Annotated in this window: 18 protein-coding genes; 9 read left to right on the forward strand and 9 right to left on the reverse strand. The window is 64.8% G+C overall.

Annotation, left to right across the window (positions count from 1 at the left end; translation table 11 throughout):
• The first annotated feature begins 19 nt into the window (after positions 1-19).
• From OKW28_RS36640 to OKW28_RS36650, 3 genes are all read left to right on the forward strand, one after another.
• Positions 20-787 carry a Smr/MutS family protein gene (locus OKW28_RS36640; protein WP_429452689.1) on the forward strand — a complete coding sequence of 256 codons (768 nt, stop codon included), beginning with the start codon at positions 20-22 and terminating at the stop codon, positions 785-787.
• A 114-nt stretch (positions 788-901) separates the two neighbouring features.
• Positions 902-1,561 (forward strand): glutathione S-transferase family protein, encoded by a 660-nt coding sequence (locus OKW28_RS36645; protein ID WP_184059602.1) that lies wholly within the window; start codon positions 902-904, stop codon positions 1,559-1,561.
• A 130-nt stretch (positions 1,562-1,691) separates the two neighbouring features.
• On the forward strand, positions 1,692-2,612 hold the full coding sequence (locus OKW28_RS36650) for a LysR family transcriptional regulator (protein WP_429452691.1): 921 nt from the start codon (positions 1,692-1,694) through the stop codon (positions 2,610-2,612).
• Positions 2,613-2,697: 85 nt separating this feature from the next.
• Here the strand turns inward: OKW28_RS36650 and OKW28_RS36655 are convergent, their stop codons facing one another.
• From OKW28_RS36655 to OKW28_RS36670, 4 genes are all read right to left on the reverse strand, one after another.
• Positions 2,698-3,813: an ABC transporter ATP-binding protein gene (locus tag OKW28_RS36655; protein WP_429452692.1), complete on the reverse strand. Its 1,116-nt coding sequence runs from the start codon at positions 3,811-3,813 to the stop codon at positions 2,698-2,700.
• A 93-nt stretch (positions 3,814-3,906) separates the two neighbouring features.
• On the reverse strand, positions 3,907-4,764 hold the full coding sequence (locus OKW28_RS36660) for a carbohydrate ABC transporter permease (RefSeq protein ID WP_184059608.1): 858 nt from the start codon (positions 4,762-4,764) through the stop codon (positions 3,907-3,909).
• A complete protein-coding gene (locus tag OKW28_RS36665) occupies positions 4,754-5,692 on the reverse strand; it encodes a carbohydrate ABC transporter permease (protein WP_184059610.1) in 939 nt (312 codons plus the stop codon). Before OKW28_RS36665 ends, OKW28_RS36660 begins: the two co-directional genes overlap by 11 nt.
• 217 nt (positions 5,693-5,909) lie before the next feature.
• A complete protein-coding gene (locus OKW28_RS36670) occupies positions 5,910-7,157 on the reverse strand; it encodes an ABC transporter substrate-binding protein (protein ID WP_429452694.1) in 1,248 nt (415 codons plus the stop codon).
• 599 nt (positions 7,158-7,756) lie between these two features.
• On the opposite strand from OKW28_RS36670, the gene zwf reads away from it, so the two are divergent.
• The 4 genes from zwf (at position 7,757) to OKW28_RS36690 (ending at position 13,102) form a co-directional block, all read left to right on the forward strand.
• Positions 7,757-9,220 carry a glucose-6-phosphate dehydrogenase gene (zwf, locus tag OKW28_RS36675; RefSeq protein WP_429452696.1) on the forward strand — a complete coding sequence of 488 codons (1,464 nt, stop codon included), beginning with the start codon at positions 7,757-7,759 and terminating at the stop codon, positions 9,218-9,220.
• Positions 9,221-9,413: 193 nt separating this feature from the next.
• Positions 9,414-10,130 (forward strand): 6-phosphogluconolactonase, encoded by a 717-nt coding sequence (gene pgl, locus OKW28_RS36680; RefSeq protein ID WP_429452698.1) that lies wholly within the window; start codon positions 9,414-9,416, stop codon positions 10,128-10,130.
• Entirely contained in the window at positions 10,108-12,024 is a 1,917-nt protein-coding gene (locus OKW28_RS36685) for a bifunctional transcriptional regulator/glucokinase (RefSeq protein ID WP_429452700.1), read from the forward strand. Before pgl ends, OKW28_RS36685 begins: the two co-directional genes overlap by 23 nt.
• Positions 12,025-12,175: 151 nt before the next feature.
• Positions 12,176-13,102 (forward strand): bestrophin family protein, encoded by a 927-nt coding sequence (locus tag OKW28_RS36690; RefSeq protein WP_429452702.1) that lies wholly within the window; start codon positions 12,176-12,178, stop codon positions 13,100-13,102.
• A gap of 31 nt (positions 13,103-13,133) precedes the next feature.
• Here the strand turns inward: OKW28_RS36690 and OKW28_RS36695 are convergent, their stop codons facing one another.
• From OKW28_RS36695 to apbC, 5 genes are all read right to left on the reverse strand, one after another.
• Positions 13,134-13,898, reverse strand: a complete 765-nt coding sequence (locus OKW28_RS36695; RefSeq protein WP_429452704.1) for a lysozyme inhibitor LprI family protein — start codon at positions 13,896-13,898, stop codon at positions 13,134-13,136.
• The gene (locus OKW28_RS36700; RefSeq protein WP_429452706.1) at positions 13,883-16,168 is read right to left on the reverse strand and encodes an Orn/Lys/Arg decarboxylase N-terminal domain-containing protein; all 2,286 of its coding nucleotides are present in this window, start codon (positions 16,166-16,168) and stop codon (positions 13,883-13,885) included. The genes OKW28_RS36695 and OKW28_RS36700 overlap by 16 nt, the downstream gene beginning before the upstream one ends.
• Before the next feature lie 90 nt (positions 16,169-16,258).
• Positions 16,259-16,828, reverse strand: coding sequence for a dCTP deaminase (gene dcd / locus OKW28_RS36705; RefSeq protein ID WP_008924193.1), 570 nt, complete (start codon positions 16,826-16,828; stop codon positions 16,259-16,261).
• A 210-nt stretch (positions 16,829-17,038) separates the two neighbouring features.
• A complete protein-coding gene (locus tag OKW28_RS36710; protein ID WP_090803451.1) occupies positions 17,039-17,575 on the reverse strand; it encodes a superoxide dismutase family protein in 537 nt (178 codons plus the stop codon).
• Positions 17,576-17,705: 130 nt separating this feature from the next.
• Positions 17,706-18,794 (reverse strand): iron-sulfur cluster carrier protein ApbC, encoded by a 1,089-nt coding sequence (apbC, locus tag OKW28_RS36715; RefSeq protein WP_429452708.1) that lies wholly within the window; start codon positions 18,792-18,794, stop codon positions 17,706-17,708.
• A 340-nt stretch (positions 18,795-19,134) separates the two neighbouring features.
• Between apbC and OKW28_RS36720 the strand changes: the two genes are divergently transcribed.
• The gene (locus OKW28_RS36720; protein ID WP_429452710.1) at positions 19,135-19,788 is read left to right on the forward strand and encodes an OmpA family protein; all 654 of its coding nucleotides are present in this window, start codon (positions 19,135-19,137) and stop codon (positions 19,786-19,788) included.
• 406 nt (positions 19,789-20,194) lie between these two features.
• Positions 20,195-22,327 (forward strand): methionine--tRNA ligase, encoded by a 2,133-nt coding sequence (gene metG / locus OKW28_RS36725; RefSeq protein WP_429452712.1) that lies wholly within the window; start codon positions 20,195-20,197, stop codon positions 22,325-22,327.
• Positions 22,328-22,380 lie beyond the last annotated feature (53 nt).

Genomic DNA, 22,380 nt, shown 5'->3' on the forward strand with positions numbered 1-22,380 from the left:
TTCCGCCTGTATTGCCGACATGCCGAAGAATCAGCCCCATCCGAACGAACCGAAACGCCCGCAAGCCGCCACGCGTCCCGCGCCCGCAACGCCTGCGCCCGCCGTCGCCCCGAAGCTCGATCGCGCATCGGGGCTCGCCGGACTCGGTGCATTGCGTGAAGCGTTGAAGGGCGAAGCCGAGCGGCGCGAGCGCGAACAGGCGGCGACGCGAGCGGCGCGGCGCGAAGCGGCCGCCGACGCCGATCTGTTCCGCCGCGAGATCGGCGAAGTCGCGCCGCTCGCGATTCCGCCGCGCGCGACGCTCACGCGCAATCCCCCGCCGCCGCTGCCGGTGCAGACGCTGCTCGACGAGGAGGCGGTGCTGCACGAAGCGATCTCCGACGAATTCGACCCCGAAGTGCTGCTCGAAACCGACGAAACGCTGTCGTATTGCCGCCCCGGCGTGAGCCGCGACGTAGTGCGCAAGCTTCGGCGCGGCGACTGGATCGTGCAGGCGCAGATCGACCTGCACGGCATGCGGCGCGAAGAGGCACGCGAGGCGCTCGCGGAATTCATCCGCGAATCGGCCAAACGCGGCCTGCGCTGCCTGCGTGTGATTCACGGCAAGGGTCTGGGGTCGATCGGCAAGGAGCCGGTGCTGAAGGGCAAAGTCCGCGCCTGGCTCGTGCAGAAATCCGAAGTGATCGCGTTCTGTCAGGCGCGCCCGCATGACGGCGGCGCCGGCGCGGTGGTCGTGCTGTTGCAGCCGGGGTCGTTGCCGCCGCATGGGGCGAGCGCGAAGGTCTGAGGTCGATTTTTTCGGCCGTCGTTCGTCGTGGGGTAAACGGCCAGCCTGGCCGTCGCGCGGTGGCTCTCGTCGTCACCGCGTACTCGTGCCGTGCAACCGTCAAAGGTGATCGCGATGCCCCTGCAGCTTTATGCCCATCCGTTCTCGTCCTACTGCCAGAAGGCCCTGACCGCGCTGTACGAAAACGGTACGCCGTTCGAGATGCGCGTGCTCGCGCACGACGATCCAAAGGTCATGGCCGAATTGGCCGCGCTGTGGCCGATCAGGCGCTTCCCGGTGCTCGTCGACGGCGGGCGCACGGTGGTCGAGGCGAGCATCATCATCGAATATCTGGGCCTGCATTATCCGGGACCTGTCACGCTGTTGCCGGCCGATCCGCGCGTAGCGCTCGAGGTGCGCACGATGGACCGCTTCTTCGACAACTACATTTCGACTCCACAGCAAAAGGTCGTGTTCGATAGCCTGCGTCCCGAAGCCGAGCGCGACCGGCGTGGCGTCGCCGATGCGCGCGCGCTGCTCGACACTTCGTACGCATGGCTCGACCGTCACATGGCCGAGCGCGAATGGGCCGCCGGCGACAGCTTCAGCCTCGCCGACTGCGGCGCCGCCCCGTTCCTGTTCTACGCCGACTGGACGCACCCGATCGACCCCGCGTTCGCGCACGTGCGCGCGTACCGGCAGCGGCTGCTCGCGCGGCCCTCGTTCGCACGCGCGGTCGACGAGGCGCGGCCCTACCGGCCGCTATTTCCGCTGGGGGCGCCGGAGCGGGATTGAGCCACGAGCGGCGGTGGCAGATGCGCGCGAACGAGGCGCGGCAGACAACCAGTTTTGCTGGCTGTAGACTTCCTGTCGTGTCGCAAACCTGTCCCGCCCTTCTTCTGGCTCACCACTCACAAGGCACACCATGGACCGTTTCGAAGCGATGGAGATCTTCACGCGCGTGGTCGAAGCGAACAGCTTCACCAAGGTTTCGGAATCGCTCGATCTGCCGCGCGCGAAGGTCAGCCGCACGATCCAGGCGCTCGAGGAACACGTCGGCGTGCGGCTCCTGAACCGCTCGACGCGCCAGGTCAGCGTGACCGAAGAGGGCGCATCGTTCTATGAGCGCTGCGTGCGCATTCTCGCCGACGTCGCCGATGCCGAGTCGTCGCTGTCGAGCAAGCGCGAGAATCCGGCCGGGACGATCCGCGTCGACACCTCCGGCACGCTCGCGCGCTCGCTGCTGCTGCCCGCGCTCGACGACTTCTACGCGCAATACCCCGCGATCGACGTGCGCCTCGGTCTCGCGGACCGCAACATCGATCTGATCCAGGACGGTGTCGATTGCGTGATCCGCATGGGCACGCTCGACGAGTCGAGCCTCGTTGCGAAGCGCATCGGGCTTGCGCGCATCGTCACGTGCGCATCGCCCGCGTATCTGCGGAAGTTCGGCACGCCGACCACGTTGGCGGAGCTCGGCGAGCATCGCGCGGTCAACTACGTGTCCGCACGCAGTGGCAGGACCTTCCCGTTCGAATACGAAGTGGACGGCGAAATCGAGCGCGTCGCAATGGATAGCACGCTCGCCGTCAATGACGGCTCGGTGTACATCACGGCGGCTGTGTTGGGCCACGGCATCATCCAGCCGTCGCGCTTCATGGTCGCCGAGCTGATCGAGCAAGGCGCGCTCACGGAGATTCTCGGCAACTACACGAGCCCCGGTACACCGCTGTCGATTCTGTATGCGCATCGCCGCAACCTGAGTTCGCGGCTGCGCGCGTTTATCGACTGGGCCAGCGAGCTCGCGCGCAACAATCCGGACTTGCGTTTGCCCGAGGCGGCGTAACGGCTGTTAAAGAACAAAAGCCCCATGCGCAACTCAACGCATGGGGCTTTTCTGTAGCGACGGATTCAGCGGCTTACGCGACGACTTACGCAATCCGCTCTTCATTCGCCGGATCGAACAACACCGCCTTCGACGTATCGAACAGCAGCGTCGTATTCTTCTCCGGTTGCGGGTTCGACGCCGGGTGCACGCGGCTCACCGCGCGCTTGCCGTTGATCTGCGCGAACACCAGCGTGTCCGGACCAGTCGGCTCGATCACGTCGACCTTCACTTCGACCGGCTGCAGCTTCGAGTCGTCGCCGTGCGCGCCGCGCGCATCCGTGATGCGTTCCGGACGCAGGCCGAGAACCACGTTGTTGCCGACGTGCGAGCGCACCTTCCCCGAATCGAACGGCAGCACCAGCACCTTGCGCGCGACGCCCGTATCGAGTTCGATACCGACGCCCGAGCCCTGCTCGACCAGCTTGCCTTCGATGAAGTTCATCGGCGGTGCGCCGATGAAGCCCGCGACGAACAGGTTCGACGGCGAGTCGTAGATTTCCTGCGGCGCGCCGAACTGCTGAACGATGCCGTCCTTCATCACCGCGATGCGGTCGCCGAGCGTCATCGCTTCGATCTGGTCGTGCGTCACGTAGACGATCGTCGTGCCGAGGCGTTGATGCAGCAGCTTGATTTCCGAGCGCATCTCGATGCGCAGCTTCGCGTCGAGGTTCGACAGCGGCTCGTCGAACAGGAACATCACCGGATCGCGCGCGAGCGCGCGGCCCATCGCGACGCGCTGACGCTGGCCGCCCGACAGCTGACCCGGCTTGCGATCGAGCAGATGCTTGATCTGCAGCGTGTTCGACACACGCTCGACAATCTGCGTCTGCTCCTGCTTCGGCACCTTGCGGATGTTCAGGCCGAACGAGATGTTGTCGCGCACCGTCATCGACGGATACAGCGCGTACGACTGGAACACCATCGCGATGTCGCGATCTTTCGGCGACAGGTTGTTGACCGTCTTGCCGTCGATCTGTATCTCGCCCTTGGTCACGGTTTCGAGACCGGCAATCATGTTGAGCAGCGTCGACTTACCGCAGCCTGAGCCGCCGACCAGAATCAGGAACTGGCCGTCTTCGATGTCGATGTTGACACCCTTCAGAACCGGCACCCCGTTCGGGTAGGTCTTGTACACGTCACGGATGGAAAGGCTTGCCATGCTGTGGATCCTCTAGTCTCTGGTACTGCTTGAAAACGTCTTGTCAGGCGACGACGGCACGCGTTCGGTGAAACGCCGTCGCTCCAGGGTGATTTAGCCCTTCACCGCGCCCGCGGTCAGGCCGCGCACGAAGTAACGTCCGGCGATGATATAGACGAGCAGCGTGGGCAGCGCCGCGATGATCGCGCCGGCCATATCCACGTTGTATTCCTTCACGCCGGTCGAGGTGTTGACGAGGTTGTTCAGCGCCACGGTGATCGGCATCGAATCGACGCCGGAGAACACGATACCGAACAGGAAGTCGTTCCAGATCTGCGTGAATTGCCAGATCAGGCACACCATGAAGATCGGCAGCGACACCGGCAGCAGAATCTTCGTGAAGATCGTGAAGAAACCCGCGCCGTCGATACGCGCGGCCTTCACGAGTTCAGCCGGCACGCTCACGTAGAAGTTGCGGAAGAACATCGTCGTGAACGCGATACCGTAGATCACGTGCACGAGCACGAGGCCGCTCACCGTGTTCGCCAGGCCGAGGATGCCTTCGAGGCGCGCCATCGGCAGCAGGATCGCCTGGAACGGAATGAAGCAGCCGACCAGCAGCATCGTGAAGATCGGATCGGCGCCGCGGAAACGCCAGTGCGTGAGCACATAGCCGTTGAACGCGCCGATGATCGACGAGATCAGCACGGCCGGAATCACCATGCGCACCGAGTTCATGAAGAACGGCTGCATGCCGTCGCAACGCACCCCCGTACAGGCGCCGCTCCACGCCTTGAGCCACGGCGCGAAGGTCCAGCTCGTCGGCGGCGTCAGCAGGTTGCCGGTGCGCAGCTGGTCGATGTCCTTGAACGACGTCGACAGCATCACATACAGCGGGAACAGGAAGTACAGCGCGAACAGAACCAGGGCCGCGTAAATGACGGCACGGCTAATCGTCATCTTAGGCTGCATTGCGGGTGCTCCTCGATTCCAGATACATCAGCGGCACGAGCACGGCCACTACGGTAGCGAGCATCATGATCGACGATGCCGCGCCGACGCCGAGCTGCCCACGGTTGAACGAAAACGTGTACATGAAAATGGCCGGCAGCGACGACGACGTGCCCGGACCGCCGGCGGTCAGCGCGACGACCAGGTCGAACGTCTTGATGGTGATGTGACAAAGGATCAGCAGCACGGAGAAGAACACCGGCCGCATGCTCGGAATCACGATCTTGCGGTAGATGGTCGGCAGGTTCGCGCCGTCCATCTGCGCGGCCTTGAAGATCTCGCTGTCGACGCCGCGCAAACCGGCGAGGAACAGCGCCATCACGAAGCCGGTGGACTGCCAGACCGCCGCGATCACGATACAGAAGATCGCCCTGTCCGGGTCGCCGAGCCAGTTGAACGAGAAGCTCGTCCAGCCCCAGTCGTGAAACACCTTCTCGATGCCGATGCTCGGCGTCAGAATCCATTGCCACGCGGTGCCGGTCACGATGAACGACAGCGCCATCGGATACAGGAACACGGCGCGCAGCGCGCCTTCGTTGCGGATCTGCTGATCGAGCAGGATCGCGAGCAACAGACCCAGACCGATGCAGATACCGATGAACGGGATGCCGAACCAGCCGAGGTTCGCGGCCGAAGTCCAGAACACGTCGTTCTGGAACAGTTCGCGATAGCGGTCGAGACCCGCGAACTCCCAACGAGGCATCAGCCGCGAAGTAGACAGCGACAGATAGCCGGTGATTGCGATAAAGCCATACACGAAGATCAGGCTGATCACGACGCTGGGTGCGAGCACCAGCTTCGGAATATAGCGATCGGCAAGGGCCGCCATGGGCGACGTGCGGCGGGTGACGGTGGCCGTTTTCCCGTTCCCGCTGATGGAAGCAGTCACTACTCGACTCCTGCTGAAACTGTACCCCCGGGCTGCCCGTGCACGCATGGCGCGGAACCGCGACGGCCTGGGTGTGACTCCATGAAACCAGGGTGAGCCGCGTGGCGCCAGACTGCGCTGCGAACGAAAGCAGCTCGAGGTCCGACTCGACACGGCCCGAAGGGCGCGCCCGGTGCTTCGGATGCAAGCCGCCGGGCGCAACGCTTCGTACTTACGCTTACTTGGTCTTCGCTGCCTTCGCGAGAGCCTGAACCGCGGTCTTCGAATCTTCCTGCGAGTTCATGAACTTCGTGACGACGTCGGAGATCGCGCCTGCCGCGGCATCCGGCTGAGCCATGCCGTGAGCGAGCGACGGCACATAACCGCCGGCCTTGATCGCAATCTGCTCATCCGCGTACGACTTCTTCGCGCAGTCGTCGAACTTGTCCATCGGCACGCCGAGACGCACGGGGATCGAGCCCTTGTACAGGCTGAACTGCTCCTGGAACGCCGGCGACATGATCGTCTTCGCGAGCGCGAGCTGGCCCGGCGTCGCGGCCTTCTGGCCCTTCTGCTGGAAGAACACGAACGAGTCGACGTTGAACGTATAAGCCTTGTCGGTGTTCGGCACCACCGCGCAGATGTAGTCCGTGCCCGACTTCTTGCCAGCGTTGGTGAACTCGCCCTTCGCCCAGTCGCCCATGAACTGCATGCCGGCCTTGCCGTTGATGACCATGGCCGTGGCGAGGTTCCAGTCACGGCCCGTACGGCCCGCGTCGAAGTAGCCCTGGATCTTGCGGACCGTGTCGAACACCTGAACCATCTTTTCCGAGGTCAGCGTCTTCTCGTCGAGGTCGACGAGCGCCTTCCTGTAGAAGTCCGCGCCTTCCGACAGCACGACGTCTTCCCACAGCGTCAGGTCTTGCCACGGCTGGCCGCCCATTGCGATCGGCTGAATGCCCGCGGCCTTCATCTTGTCGGCTACCGCGAAGAACTCAGGCCACGTGGTCGGCACCTTGCCGCCTGCCTTGTCCAGCGCTGCCTTGTTGATGTACAGCCAGTTCACGCGATGCACCGAGAACGGCGCGCCGACATAGTGGCCGTCCGCTTGCATGATCTTGTCGATTTGCGGCGGCAGGTTCTTCTTCCAGTCGCCCGCGACCGAGTCGATCGGCACCAGCACACCCTGCGAAGCCCAGTCCTGGATCAGCGGACCCTTGATCTGCGCGGCGCTCGGTGCGTTGCCCGAGATCACCTGCGTCTTCAGTGCCGTCATGGCAGCCGCGCCAGCGCCGCCCGCGACCGCGAAGTCCTTCCACGTGTAACCCTGCTTCGTCATGTCGTCCTTGAGGACGCCGACGGCCTTGGATTCGCCGCCCGAAGTCCACCAGTGCAGCACTTCGACCGACTCCGCGGCCTGCACGGCCGACACGCCACACATCAGACCCGCAGCGCACAGAGCGCCAATGATCGCGCGAAATTTCATTGCTTATCTCCTCCAGACACCTGAACAAAAAAACGAATGGCCCCTGATGTCGCCAGGGTGCTGTGGTTGGTTCAAACAGGCAAAACACTGGGCGATCGGGCACGGTCGGGCGCATGCGCGAGGGCATGTGCCGGCGGACCGATGTCCGGCCGCTGGACGCTCAAGAGGTGAGTGGTTCGGGATGCAACTGACTGTCTCCTCTTTTGATTTTTGCCTGCCCGCATCGCGCTGCAGACTCGAGGTACCTCATACGCCAATTCGACGCCAGCCTGACGTCGGCTGCGGGCAACGACCCCGCAAGCCCGTCGACTCCCCGGCTTTCCGTAAGGTCCGCCGGCACCCTGCTGGCGCGTACCGGAAGGCGTTGTCCCATTGTCCGTTAGCGTGCCGGGGACGTCCGCCGATTCGCAAAAAGCGTGCATTCCGTCTGTACAGCGCACGCTTTTTTCATCGAATTAACGCTACCTCTTGATTTGGATTGTAGTTAAACTACAATTCAGTGTCAAAAAATATTTTATCGCACTACGGTCGCTTTCCGGGGCGCTGCGCGTGCAGTGTCCGATCAGCGCGGCGGCCCTTCAGGACATCGACGGAGACTCATGCATACCGACACAAGCTTCACCTTCGTTCTCTTCGGCGGAACCGGCGATCTGTCGATGCGCAAGATCCTGCCCGCGCTGTTCGAGGCGCACCGCGCGGGCGGCATGCTCGCCGACAGCGGCAAGATCGTCGCGGTCGCGCGGCACGTCGAGGATCGCGGCGAGTATCTGCAGTGGGTCGACGGGCACGTCAAGCCGCATGTGTCGAAGAACGGCCTCGACGAAGCCGCGTGGACGAGCTTCCTCGCGCGCATCGAGTTCGTGAAGATCGATCTCGGCAATCCGGATGACTTCGCGCAACTGCGCGACGCGATCCAGGAGATGCCCGGCATCCGCGTGTTCTATCTGGCGACGGGTCCGTCGCTGTTCGTGCCGATCTGCCATGCGCTCGCCGCGGTGGGCCTGAACCACAACGCTCGCATCGTGCTCGAGAAGCCGCTCGGCTACGACCTGAAGTCGTCGAACGCAATTAATGATGCGGTCGGCGAAATCTTCGCGGAAGAACAGATCTACCGGATCGACCATTACCTCGGCAAGGAGCCGGTGCAGAACCTGCTCGCGCTGCGCTTCGGCAATGCGCTGTTCGAGCCGCTGTGGCGCCGCGAGTGGGTCGAAAGCATCCAGATCACGATCGCCGAGGAACTCGGCGTCGAAGCGCGCGGCGATTTCTACGACAATACCGGCGCGCTGCGCGACATGGTGCAGAACCACCTGTTGCAGTTGCTGTCGATCGTCGCGATGGAGCCGCCCCACTCGATGGATTCCGACTCGGTGCGCGACGAAAAGCTGCGCGTGCTGCGCGCGCTCAAACCGGTCGAGCCGCAGGAAATCGGCAAGGTCGCGGTGCGCGGCCAGTATCATTCGGGCGTGATCCGTGGCAACACGGTCCCGGCCTACGCGACCGAGCACGGCGTGAAGCCCGATAGCTCGACCGAGACGTTCGTCGCGCTGAAGGTCGAGATCGAGAACTGGCGCTGGGCCGGCGTGCCGTTTTTCCTGCGCACGGGCAAGCGGCTCGCCGATCGCGTCGCCGAGATCGTCGTGAATTTCCGTGCGGTGCCGCATTCGGCGCTTGGCGCGTCGGCGCTGCGCGCGGGCGCGAACCGCCTCGTGATCCGTCTGCAGCCGAACGAGACGATTCGTCTGTACTGTCTCGCGAAGCAGCCCGGCGAGGGTATGAACCTCGCGAGCGTATACCTCGATCTCGCGTTCGACCGGTTCTTCCGCGAAGGCCAGATGGAGGCCTATCAGCGGCTGCTGCTCGACGTGATCCACGGGCGCCTCGCGCTGTTCGTGCGGCGCGACGAACAGGAAGCCGCGTGGCGTTGGGTCGAGCCGATCCTGAACGAGTGGAAGGCCTCCACCAAGCCGCCCAAGCCGTACGCGGCGGGCACGTGGGGACCGGCCGCGGCGAGCGCGATGCTCGCCCAGCACGGCACCTGCTGGCTCGAGGAAGAGAATTGAGTTTGATGAATTGATGGACGGCGCCGCGCGCGATGAACACCTCGGCGCGCGGCTCCGGCAACACCACCGACGAACTGAACGGAGTCGCGCCGGTATCGCGTCATGCGTCCGCAGGCCACCCGCCTTGCAAGCATCGTGCGAGAGCAGTCAGGCTGATTCCGCAGACCTAACAAGAAAGCAGCACGGAGGAGAAGTGATCGAGCTTCACGCTTTCGACGACCAGCGCGCCCAATCCGACGCGCTGGCGAAAGCGGTGGGCGACGCGTTGCATGCGTCGCTTGCCGCACAGGCGGCCGGCACCGGCACGTCAACCCCGCTCGCGCGCCCGGCCATGCTGGCCGTGTCCGGCGGCAGCAGCCCGCGTCCGTTCCTGCAAACGTTGTCGACGCAGACGTTCGACTGGCCCCGCATCGCGATCACGCTGGTCGACGACCGCTGGGTGCCGGAGACCGATAGCGCGAGCAACGCGCAGCTCGCGCGCGCCACGTTGCTGCAGAACGCGGCGCAACACGCGACCTTCTGGCCGCTCGTCGACACCACCCAGGATCTGCATTCGCACGTCGCCGCGCTGAACGCGGACGCGCGCTTTGCCACGGCGCCCGACGTCGCGGTGCTGGGCATGGGCGAAGACGGCCACACCGCGTCGATCTTCGCCGACGCGCCCGAATGGGATCACGCGATCAACACGACCGAGCGTTTCGTCGCCGTGCATCCGGGCGCGGCGCCGCACGCGCGCGTGAGCTGGTCGCTGTCCGCGCTGAAGGACGTGAAGCATCTGTTTCTGCTGATCGCAGGGCCGCGCAAGATGGACGTGCTCAACGCCGCGTCCGCCGCGCCACAAAAAAATGCCATCTCGCAGCTGGCAAACGACAAGGGAGTGAGACTCGATGTCTACTGGTGTGCAAACTAAAGCTGTGCCGGGCGCGGTCCAGCACGCCGATGGACCGAGGCTCCTGGCCGACATCGGCGGTACCAATGCGCGTTTCGCGCTCGAGACGGGCCCCGGCGAAATCGGCTCGGTGCAGATCTATCCTTGCGCCGACTACCCGAGCGTCGCCGACGTCATCAAGAAGTATCTGAAGGACACGAAGATCGGCCGCGTCAATCACGCGGCGATCGCGATTGCGAACCCGGTCGACGGCGACCAGGTCAGCATGACCAATCACGACTGGACCTTTTCGATCGAAGCGACGCGCCGCGCGCTCGGCTTCGACACGCTGCTCGTCGTCAACGACTTCACCGCGCTCGCGATGGCGCTGCCCGGCCTCACCGACACGCAGCGCGTGCAGGTGGGCGGCGGCCAGCGCCGGCCGAACAGCGTGATCGGCCTGCTCGGCCCCGGCACCGGCATGGGGGTGTCGGGCCTGATCCCCGCCGACGACCGCTGGATCGCGCTCGGCAGCGAAGGCGGCCACGCCACCTTCGCGCCCGCCGACGAGCGTGAAGATATCGTGCTGCAGTACGCGCGCAAGAAGTGGTCGCACGTGTCGTTCGAACGCGTGGCCGCGGGTCCCGGCATCGAGGTGATCTATCGCGCGCTCGCGGGCCGCGACAAGAAGCGCGTGCCGGCCAGCGTCAATACGGCCGATGTGGTCAAGCGCGCGCTCGAAGGCGAGCCGCTCGCGGCCGAATCGGTCGACGTGTTCTGCGGCATTCTCGGCACCTTCGCCGGCAATATCGCGGTGACGCTCGGCGCGCTCGGCGGCATCTATATCGGCGGCGGCGTCGTGCCACGCCTCGGCGAGTTCTTCGCGCGTTCGTCGTTTCGCCAGCGCTTCGAGGCGAAGGGCCGCTTCGAGGCATATCTGCAGAACGTGCCGACCTATGTGATTACCGCCGAATACCCGGCGTTCCTCGGCGTATCGGCGATTCTGGCGGAGCAGCTGTCGAACCGCGCGGGCGGCAGCTCGTCGGCGGTGTTCGAGCGGATTCGCCAGATGCGCGACGCGCTGACGCCGGCCGAGCGCCGCGTCGCCGATCTCGCGCTGAACCACCCGCGTTCGATCATCAACGATCCGATCGTCGATATCGCGCGCAAGGCCGACGTCAGTCAGCCGACCGTGATCCGCTTCTGCCGCTCGCTCGGCTGCCAGGGGCTGTCGGACTTCAAGCTCAAGCTCGCGACCGGTTTGACCGGCACGATTCCGGTCAGCCACAGCCAGGTGCATCTCGGCGACACCGCGACCGACTTCGGCGCGAAGGTGCTCGACAATACCGTGTCCGCGATTCTGCAATTGCGCGAGCATCTGAACTTCGAGCACGTGGAACGCGCCATCGACCTGCTGAACGGCGCGCGGCGCATCGAGTTCTACGGACTCGGCAATTCGAACATCGTCGCGCAGGACGCGCACTACAAGTTCTTCCGCTTCGGCATTCCGACCATCGCGTACGGTGACCTGTACATGCAGGCGGCCTCGGCCGCGCTGCTCGGCAAGGGCGACGTGATCGTCGCGGTGTCGAAGTCGGGGCGCGCGCCCGAGCTGCTGCGCGTGCTCGACGTCGCGATGCAGGCCGGCGCGCGGGTGATCGCGATCACGTCGAGCAACACACCGCTCGCGAAGCGTGCGACGGTCGCGCTGGAAACCGATCACATCGAGATTCGCGAGTCGCAACTGTCGATGATCTCGCGCATCCTGCACCTCGTGATGATCGACATTCTCGCGGTCGGTGTGGCGATTCGGCGCGCGGTGCCGAGCGACGACGTCGCCGAGACGGTCGAGAAAGCGCGCGAAGGCGCCGACGACGACGCGACGGCCGTGCTCGACTGGCTCAGCCACGGCGCTGCGTCGTCAGCGCGCGACTGAGCCTCCGCTCACGGCTGTCCCGATCCGCTTGCGGTGAACGAACCCGCGGCGTGTGCATCGTCTTCGATGCGCCCGCCGCGGGTTTTCCTGTTTGGGGGCGCGAAAAGCGACCGATAATAGGCGCTCTATCTCCTGGCCGAAGCGCTTTGCCATGATCATCCGCCCGCATCTCCACTGGTTTCACATGCTGCTCGCGTGGCGCGGCTCGGTGCTGCCGCAGCTGCTGCCGCGGCTCCTGCTGATCTTCTTCATCTCGATCATTGCGCTCGCCGCACACGATCATCTGCTGCCCGTCAGCCTGAACCTGAACTCGATCGCGCCGTTCTCGCTGGTCGGCATTGCGCTCGCGGTGTTTCTCGGCTTTCGCAACAACGCGAGCTACGACCGCTGGTGGGAGGCGCGCAAGCTGTGGGGGCAGTTGCTCAATGAGTCGCGCTCGCTGACGCGCCAGGCGCTGACGCTGCCGTCGCGCGAGTTGCCCAAAGAAGAAGCCGCCGCGTTTCTGGCGATACTGAGCGCGCTCCCGCATGCGCTGCGTCATCAGTTGCGCAATACCGAACCGCGCGACGACCTTGCCGCGCGGCTGCCCCGCGCACTGTTTGAACGTGTGATTGGATCGCGCTACAAGCCAGCCGCGCTGTTGCTGTGCCTCGGCGAGTGGGTGCAGCGCGCGGCACGCGCGGGGGCGCTCGATCCGATGGCGGTGCTCGCGTTCGACCGCAATCTGAGCGGGCTGTCGGATGTGATCGGCGGGTGCGAGCGCATCGCGTCGACGCCACTGCCGTTCGCGTATTCGGTGATGATCCACCGCACCGTGTACTTCTTCTGCGCGTCGCTGCCATTCGGACTCGTCAATAGCATCGGTATTTTCACGCCGGTGTTCGCGGTGTTCGTCGCGTACACGTTCATGGCGCACGAAGCGATCGCGTCGCAGCTCGAAGAACCGTTCGGCACCGACGACAATGACCTCGCGCTCAACACGATGTCCGCGATGATCGAGGATGCGATGCGCGATCTGCGCGGCGAGCCGGCGCTCGCGCCGCCGCAGCCGCGCGAAGACCGTTATCAATGGGATTGAATGCGCGGTGGGCCACGCCGGTCGGCGGCCGTCAGTGGTTGCCGGCCGTTTCGGAGAGCCGTTTGATCGTCGCGACGCGCGCGCCGATGATGTCGATACGCCCGTGCTCGTCGACGAGCCGCGTCGACGCCGTCAGATACGCGCTCCACGCGCGTTGCGCGTGCACGAGCGTCGGCCGCGATTGCGCCGGCATCTTCGCTTCGAGCACACGATAGTAGCGGTTCAGATCGAACATCGCGTGTTCGCAACGCGCGTCGGCGTTGCAGGCGCGCGGCCGCCGCGGCGCCGGTCCGTTCGCATCGGCGAGCGCGCTGCGCAGCGCGAGCGCGCGGTCGCGCACCGGCTGCAGCTGCATGTCGGCTTCGGAAAGCACGTACATCGAACCTTGGGTCGTGGCGAAGACCGCGGCAAGCAACTGCTTCTCGGCATCGCGCGACGCGAGCCAGCTCGACTGGCTCCTTTCCCACAGCCTGCGCCGCGCGGGCGGCAGCTTCGCGAGCAACTGCTGGTACGCGTTGTCGACCGCGATCTTCCAGCCGATGCGCGCAGCGTCCATGCACTGCACCTGCCCCATCGTCGTCGACATGTCGGCGCGCGCGAGACATGCGCGCATCGACGCGTCGAGCGGATCGGCGGCGGCCACCTCGGCATGCGCCGCCGGACTCGCGATGCCGCCGAACACCACCGTGCCGGCCGCCAGCGCGAAGGCCAGCACGCCGGCCCCGCGCCGCCAGCGGCCGATCGCTGCGAGGCCCGGCAGAAACGTCACCCGCCCCATCGTCAGATGCGCACGCAATCGACGAAGTATTCGATGCGCCCGTTGACCATTTCGCCGACGAGCCCGTGGATATCCGTATGGAAGCCCGGGAAGCGCTCGTTGAACTCGCGCGCGAAACGCAGATAGTTGACGATGGTCCTGTTGAAACGCTCGCCCGGAATCAGCAGCGGAATGCCCGGCGGATACGGCGTCAACAGGATCGACGTGACACGGCCTTCGAGCTCGTCGATCGGTACCCGATCGATCTCGCGGTGCGCGAGCTTCGCGAACGCGTCGGACGGCTTCATCGCCGGCTCCATGCTCGACAGGTACATCTCGGTCGTCAGACGCGCGATGTCGTTCGCGCGATACACGCTGTGGATCTGCTGGCACAGGTCGCGCAGGCCGACACGCTCGTACATCGGATGATGCTGCACGAACTCGGGCAGCACACGCCACAGCGGCTGGTTGTTGTCGTAGTCGTCCTTGAACTGCTGCAGCTCGGTCACCATCGAGTTCCAGCGGCCCTTCGTGATGCCGATCGTAAACATGATGAAGAACGAGTACAGGCCCGTCTTCTCGACGATGATGCCGTGCTCGGCCAGGTACTTCGTGACGATCGCGGCCGGAATGCCGGTTTCGCCGAAGCCGCCGTCCATGTCGAGACCCGGCGTGACGATCGTCGCCTTGATCGGGTCGAGCATGTTGAAGCCTTCGGCGAGCGGGCCAAAGCCGTGCCACGCGTCGTTGGGACGCAGCATCCAGTCGTCACGCGAGCCGATGCCTTCCTCGGCGAACTGGTCCGGGCCCCACACCTTGAAGAACCAGTCGTCGCCGTATTCGGTGTCGACCTTGGTCATCGCGCGGCGGAAGTCGAGCGCTTCAGCGATCGACTCCTCGACGAGCGCGGTGCCGCCCGGCGCTTCCATCATCGCCGCGGCCACGTCGCACGACGCGATGATCGCGTACTGGGGGCTCGTCGACGTATGCATCAGATACGCCTCGTTGAAGCGATGCCTGTCGAAGCGGCTGTTCTTCGAATCCTGCACGACGATCTGCGACGCCTGCGAGATGCCGGCGAGCAGCTTGTGCGTGGAGTGCGTCGCGTACACCATCGCGCCGATGCGCGGACGGCCCGCGCCGATGGCGTGCATGTCCTGATAGAACTCGTGGAATTCGGCGTGCGGCAGCCACGCTTCGTCGAAGTGCAGCGTGTCGAGCCATTCGCCCAACATCTCCTTGATCATCTCGACGTTGTAGATCACGCCGTCGTAGGTGCTTTGCGTGATCGTCAGAATGCGCGGCTTCAGGTTCGGGTTCTTCGCGAGCGCTTCGCGCGCGAACGGGTTCGCCTCGATCTTCTTGCGGATGTTCTCCGGTTCGAACTCGCTGCGCGGAATCGGGCCGATGATGCCGAAGTTGTTGCGGGTCGGCGTCAGGAACACCGGTATCGCGCCGGTCATCGTGATCGCGTGCAGGATCGACTTGTGGCAGTTGCGGTCGACCAGCACGATGTCTCCCGGCGCCACCGTGCCGTGCCAGACGATCTTGTTCGAGGTGGAGGTGCCGTTGGTCACGAAGAACACGTGGTCGGCGCTGAAGATGCGCGCGGAGTTGCGCTCCGAGGCCGCGACCGGACCGGTATGGTCGAGCAGCTGGCCCAGTTCGTCGACCGCGTTGCAGACGTCGGCGCGCAGCATGTTCTCGCCGAAGAACTGGTGGAACATCTGGCCGAGCGGGCTCTTCAGGAACGCGACGCCGCCCGAGTGACCCGGGCAGTGCCACGAGTACGAACCTTCTTCCGCGTACTGCACCAGTTCCTTGAAGAACGGCGGCGCCAGCGAGTCGAGATACACCTTCGCCTCGCGGATGATATGGCGCGCGACGAACTCCGGCGTGTCCTCGAACATATGGATGAAGCCGTGCAGCTCGCGCAGGATGTCGTTCGGCAGATGGCGCGAAGTGCGCGTTTCGCCGTACAGGAAGATCGGAATATCGGCGTTGCGGCGGCGCACTTCGGTCACGAACGCGCGCAGTGCGACGATCGCGGCGGCAAGCTCGGGCGTCTCGCCTTCGACAACCACGTTATCGACGTATGGCAGCAGCTCGTCGTCGTCGATCGACAGGATGAAGCACGACGCGCGGCTCGACTGCTGCGCGAACGAGGTCAGATCGCCGTAGCTCGTCAACCCGAGCACTTCCGCGCCTTCTTTCTCGATGGCTTCGGCCAAAGCCCGGATGCCGGAACCCGAGATGTTCTCGGAGCGGAAATCTTCGTCGATGATGACGACGGGGAAACGGAACTTCATGGGCGATTCTCCAAAAAGAAAACGACCGCTGCGTTACGTAAAAAGCGCAGCGGTCACCCGAATAACTGGTGGGTCAAGACGCTGCCGACGTCACGTTTTCGGCAATGTGACGCCGTGCTGACCTTGATACTTGCCGCCGCGATCCGCGTACGACGTTTCACAAATCTCGTCGCTTTCGAAAAACAGCACCTGCGCGACGCCTTCGTTCGCGTAAATTTTCGCAGGCAAAGGTGTCGTATTCGAGAATTCGAGCGTGACGTGGCCTTCCCATTCCGGCTCGAACGGCGTCACGTTGACGATGATTCCGCAGCGCGCGTAGGTCGATTTGCCGAGGCACACGGTCAGCACGCTGCGCGGAATACGGAAATACTCGACCGTGCGCGCGAGCGCGAACGAGTTCGGCGGGATGATGCAGACGTCGCCCTTGAAATCGACAAACGACTTCTCGTCGAAGTTCTTCGGATCGACGATCGTCGAGTTGATGTTGGTGAAGATCTTGAATTCGTCGGCGCAGCGGATGTCGTAGCCGTAGCTCGAGGTGCCGTAGCTGACAATCTTCCGGCCGTCTTCGGAGACGCGAACCTGATCGGGCGCAAACGGCTCGATCATCTTGTGCGACTCGGCCATGCGCCGGATCCACTTGTCAGATTTGATGGTCATAGGTGAGAGCTGCTCGACGTGAATATCAGGTGTGACGAAAGATAGATGAAAACGACCGGCGGCGCTTCGGCGCCCAGCCGGCAAAGGCCGCTTATTTTACGCGATCACGGAGACGCTGCCGCAGATGGCGCGAGGCGCGCCCGATGAAGGGGGTCCGCCGACTGGCACGACGCCGTTGCGGGGCGGGCGCGGCGATAGCGCGCTCGCGCTTCACTGCTGGCGAATCACGCCGCAGGCGATCGCCGCGCCCGCGCCATGCTGAGGGTAAGCGTAGGGATCGGTCGCATCGCGGTGGAGCAGTACCGCGCGCTGCAGCACCGAGCGGATGCCGTCGAGCGACACGTCCGGCGCGACGATGAAGCCGGTGGCCACGCCGTTCGCGTCCGCATGGATGTTGCCGAGATCGCCCTCGACGCGCGCGCCGGCCTTGAGCCGTTCGGCCGCCGGCGAAAACACCGGACCGGCGCTGGAGCCGTCGGCGGCGTTGCAGTCGCCGCGCTCGTGCACCTGCAGCGCGTGGTCGCTATTGGGCGGCAAGCCCGTGAGATTGTAGGTGACCTGGACGCCGTCCGAGCGCTCGATAAAGGTCACGAGACCGTGCGCCTGATTGCCCACGGTGGGCAGCAGTTGCGCGTCGGCGCGCTTTTCCTGTGGTCTCAGGAATACGCCACAGCCGCTCAACAGCACACAGCCGGCAGTCAGGACGATGAACGCATGTACCGCGTGCCCGTCGATTCGTTTTCCCATGCGATCCTCTCGTCGGCCTGGCGGCCGCCCCTGCGGCCGCCGAGCCGAACTCGTGAAGTCGACATGATACCGCGAGAGCTCGTGAAAATAGGGATCGAGATCGCCCCTAATCCCTTGCCCGAACGGCCGCTCAGGTGTTCTGCACGACGATGTTCGGAAACTTCGAGCTCATGTCGCGTGCGCGCTCGGCGATATGCACCGCGACCTTGCGCGCGATCGAGCGATAGATCTCCGCAACGCGCCCGTTCGGGTCCGCGACGACCGTCGGACGGCCCGAGTCGGCCTGCTCGCGGATCGTGATGTCGAGCGGCAGGCTGCCGAGCACGTCGACGCCATACTCCTTGCCCATGCGCTCGCCGCCGCCGGCGCCGAAGATGTGCTCCTCGTGCCCGCAATTCGAACAGATGTGCAGGCCCATGTTCTCGACGATGCCGAGAATCGGGATGCCGACCTTTTCGAACATCTTGAGGCCCTTCTTCGCGTCGAGCAGCGCAATGTCCTGCGGCGTCGTGACGATCACGGCGCCCGTAACCGGCACGCGCTGCGCGAGCGTCAGCTGGATGTCGCCGGTGCCCGGCGGCATGTCGACGATCAGATAGTCGAGTTCGTGCCAGTTGGTCTGGCGCAGCAGCTGTTCGAGCGCCGAGGTCGCCATCGGGCCGCGCCACACCATCGGGTTGTCCGCCTCGATCAGGAAACCTATCGAGCTGGCCTGCACGCCGTGGCCGGTCATCGGGTTCATCGATTTGTCGTCGGGCGATTCGGGGCGACCCTCGATGCCGAGCATGGTGGGCAGCGACGGGCCGTAGATGTCGGCGTCGAGAATGCCGACCGCCGCGCCCTCGCTCGCGAGCGCGAGCGCGAGATTCACGGCGGTCGTGCTCTTGCCGACGCCGCCCTTGCCCGAGGCAACCGCGACGATGTTCTTCACGCCGGGCAGCAGTTTCACGCCGCGCTGCACGGTGTGTGCGGCAATCTGTTGCGAAACCTCGACGCGCACGTTCGCGACGCCGGGCACCGCGCGCAACGCGTCGGCGAACCGCTGGCGGATCGCGTCGAACTGGCGTTTCGCCGGGTAGCCGAGCGTCACCTGAAGGTTGACCGCGTCGCCTTCCACAACCACGTTGCGGATGCTCTTCGCGGCCGCGTACGGCGCGCCGGTGTTGGGGTCAGTGACGGCCGCGACGGCGGCGTCGACCAAAGCCCGATCGATACTCATTGATACTCCGTGGGGAAGAGGTGCGGCGCGGCGAGATGGACCGATCGGCCACGCGGCGGAATTTGCAAGAAATTGTTATGCGGCATTGCGAAAATCGAACGTGCCGGGCACCCTTCGGGGCACGCGGGACGCCGTAGGGTCGCATCGCTGTGTGTTTCAGGCACTATTGTAGTGTCTGACGGCAGACGGTGCCCGAAGACCCTTCTTCGCTGTAGGACCGCGCGAAGCAAGGCGCAGGAATCGTTCCCGAACTTTCTGAGTGGTCGCTGCATTGCCGTAATGTTCGCTGCATAGACTGACCGCTACCCGCTGGCTTATTCGCACTCGAAAGGAAACCAAAATGAATGCAAGAATCATGACTCGCGTGGCCGTATTCGCCGTGGCCGGCTCGCTGGTGGCAGGCTGCGCAACCCAACAGGGCACCAACACAGCAGTCGGCACCGGCGTGGGCGCTGGTGCCGGCGCGGCGATCGGCGCGATCTTCGGCGGCGGCAAGGGCGCGGCGATCGGCGCGGCCACCGGCGCCGCGGTGGGCGGCATCACCGGCTACAACTGGGACAACATCCGCAACCGCATGTCGGGCGCGACCAAGGGCACCGGCACGCAGATCACCGAGCAACCTGACGGCTCGCTCAAGCTGAACATCCCGAGTTCGGTCACGTTCGACACCAGCAGCTTCGCGATCAAGCCGTCGTTCGCACCGGTGCTCGACCAGCTCGCGCAGACGCTGCAGCAGAATCCGGAAGTCGTTGCGTCGGTCGTCGGCCATACGGACAGCACCGGCTCGCTGCAATACAACGAGACGCTGTCGGTCAATCGCGCGCAGAGCGTGACCGGCTATCTGGCGCAACGCGGCATCGCGCCGCAGCGCCTGTCGGCCACCGGCATGGGCCCGAACCAGCCGATCGCCGACAACAACACCGAAGCCGGCCGTGCGGCCAACCGTCGCGTCGAGATCTATCTGCGCGCCACGGCCCAGCACGCGACCCAATAAGGGCAAGTCTCAAGGAGAAGGCGCCGCCGGGCCGGCCGACGTTTCAGCCGCATGCGCCCGGCTTGCGGGCGGGACGAGGCGCCGGACCGTTTTGTCGACGGATCGAAAAAAATTTCGAACTCTGCGGAAAATCCGCGGTCTGTCTTTACGGTACGTGGCTGGCGAAGCCATCACGTCACCATTCTCCTCTTGTCGTTGTTGCTCCGGGGTTTATCGACCCCGGTTTTTTTTTGCCCGCGCGGTTTTGCACTTCGCTTCGCCAGGCGTCGTTCCTGGCTGTCCCCCACCGCAGCGCCCGCCCCCATCCCCCTCTGTTCCGCGCGTCCAGCCCGCCGCGCCCGGTCCGCGTGCAGCGTGCGCCCTGCTAAAATCACCGTTTCGTCCCACCGCAGGCACCCCGATCCTTATGTCAGCACCCGCCACCGACCTCCCAGCAGGCGCGCCGTCCGGCCGCCGTCAGATTCTCGTCACGTCGGCCCTTCCTTATGCGAACGGGCAGATTCATATCGGCCATCTGGTCGAATATATCCAGACGGACATCTGGGTCCGGGCGCTGCGAATGCACGGCCACGAGGTCTACTACGTCGGCGCAGACGACACGCACGGCACGCCGGTGATGCTGCGCGCGGAACAGGAAGGTCTGACGCCGAAACAGCTGATCGATCGCGTCTGGCTGGAACACAAGCGCGACTTCGACTGCTTCGGCATTTCGTTCGACAACTACTACTCGACGGACTCCGACGAAAACCGCGTGCTCAGCGAAAACGTCTACCTCGCGCTGAAGGAAGCGGGGCTGATCGACGCGCGCGAGATCGAACAGGCGTACGACCCGGTCAAGGAAATGTTCCTGCCGGACCGCTTCATCAAGGGCGAGTGCCCCAAATGCGGCGCCAAAGACCAATACGGCGACAGCTGCGAAGTCTGCGGCTCGACCTACCAGCCCACCGAGCTCGTCAATCCGTACTCGGTCGTCTCGGGCGCGACGCCGATTCGCAAGACCTCGACGCACTACTTCTTCCGCCTGTCCGATCCGCGCTGCGAGAACTTCCTGCGCGCCTGGGTCGGCGGCCTCGCGCAGCCGGAAGCGACCAACAAGATGCGCGAATGGCTCGGCGACGCTGGCGAAGCCAAGCTCGCCGACTGGGACATCTCGCGCGACGCGCCGTACTTCGGCTTCGAGATTCCGGGCGCGCCCGGTAAGTATTTCTACGTGTGGCTCGACGCGCCGGTCGGCTACTACGCAAGCTTCAAGAACCTCGCCGAAAAGCGCGGCCTCGACTTCGACGCGTGGGTCCGCAAGGGCTCGACGGCCGAGCAGTACCACTTCATCGGCAAGGACATCCTCTATTTCCACACGCTGTTCTGGCCCGCGATGCTCGAGTTCTCGGACCATCGCACGCCGACCAACGTGTTCGCGCACGGCTTTTTGACCGTCGACGGCGCGAAGATGTCGAAGTCGCGCGGCACCTTCATCACCGCGCAAAGCGTGATCGACACCGGCCTGAATCCGGAATGGCTGCGCTACTACTTCGCGGCCAAGCTGAACAGCACGATGGAAGACCTCGACCTGAACCTCGACGACTTCCAGGCGCGCGTGAACAGCGATCTGGTCGGCAAATACGTGAACATCGCGAGCCGCGCGGCCGGCTTCCTGATCAAGCGCTTCGACGGCCGCGTGCAGGACAGCGCGATGCATCATCCGCTGCTCGGCACGCTGCGCGCGGCGCTGCCGCAGATCGCCGCGCACTACGAGGCGCGCGAGTACAGCCGCGCGCTGCGTCAGACCATGGAGCTCGCCGACTCGGTCAACGCCTACGTCGATACCGCGAAGCCCTGGGATCAGGCGAAAGACCCGGCCAATGCGGTCGCGCTGCACGAGACCTGCAGCGTCAGCATCGAGGCGTTCCGTCTGCTGTCGCTGGCCCTGAAGCCGGTGCTGCCGAAGCTCGCCGAAGCGGTCGAGGCTTTCCTCGGCATCGAGCCGCTCGTGTGGGCCGACGCCACCGTGCCGCTCAGCTCGGCGCGCCCGATCAACGCGTACAAGCATCTGATGACGCGCGTCGACCCGAAGCAGATCGAGGCGCTGCTCGCGGCCAATCGCGACTCGCTGCAGGCCACGCCGGAAGCGGCGCCGGCCGACGCGAAGGCGAAGGCGAAGGCCCACGCCAAGGCCGTCGCCGCGAAGGAAGAAGAGGCCGGCATCATCACGATCGACGACTTCGCGAAGGTCGATCTGCGCATCGCGAAGATCGTCGACTGCAAGGCGGTGGAAGGCTCGGACAAGCTGCTGCAACTGACGCTCGACGTCGGCGAAGAGAAGACCCGCAACGTGTTCTCGGGCATCAAGTCCGCGTATCAGCCGGAGCAGCTGATCGGCAAGCTGACCGTGATGGTCGCGAACCTGGCGCCGCGCAAGATGAAGTTCGGCATGTCCGAGGGCATGGTGCTGGCGGCATCGGCGGCGGACGAGAAGGCCGAACCGGGCCTCTACGTGCTCGAGCCGCACAGCGGCGCGAAGCCCGGCATGCGCGTGAAGTAACGCGCGGCGCCTTTGGGCGCCTCGCCCCACCTCGCCGCAGGCAGGTATGACGA

Source organism: Paraburkholderia sp. 40 (assembly GCF_050434105.1).
Classification (GTDB): Bacteria; Pseudomonadota; Gammaproteobacteria; order Burkholderiales; family Burkholderiaceae; genus Paraburkholderia; species Paraburkholderia tuberum.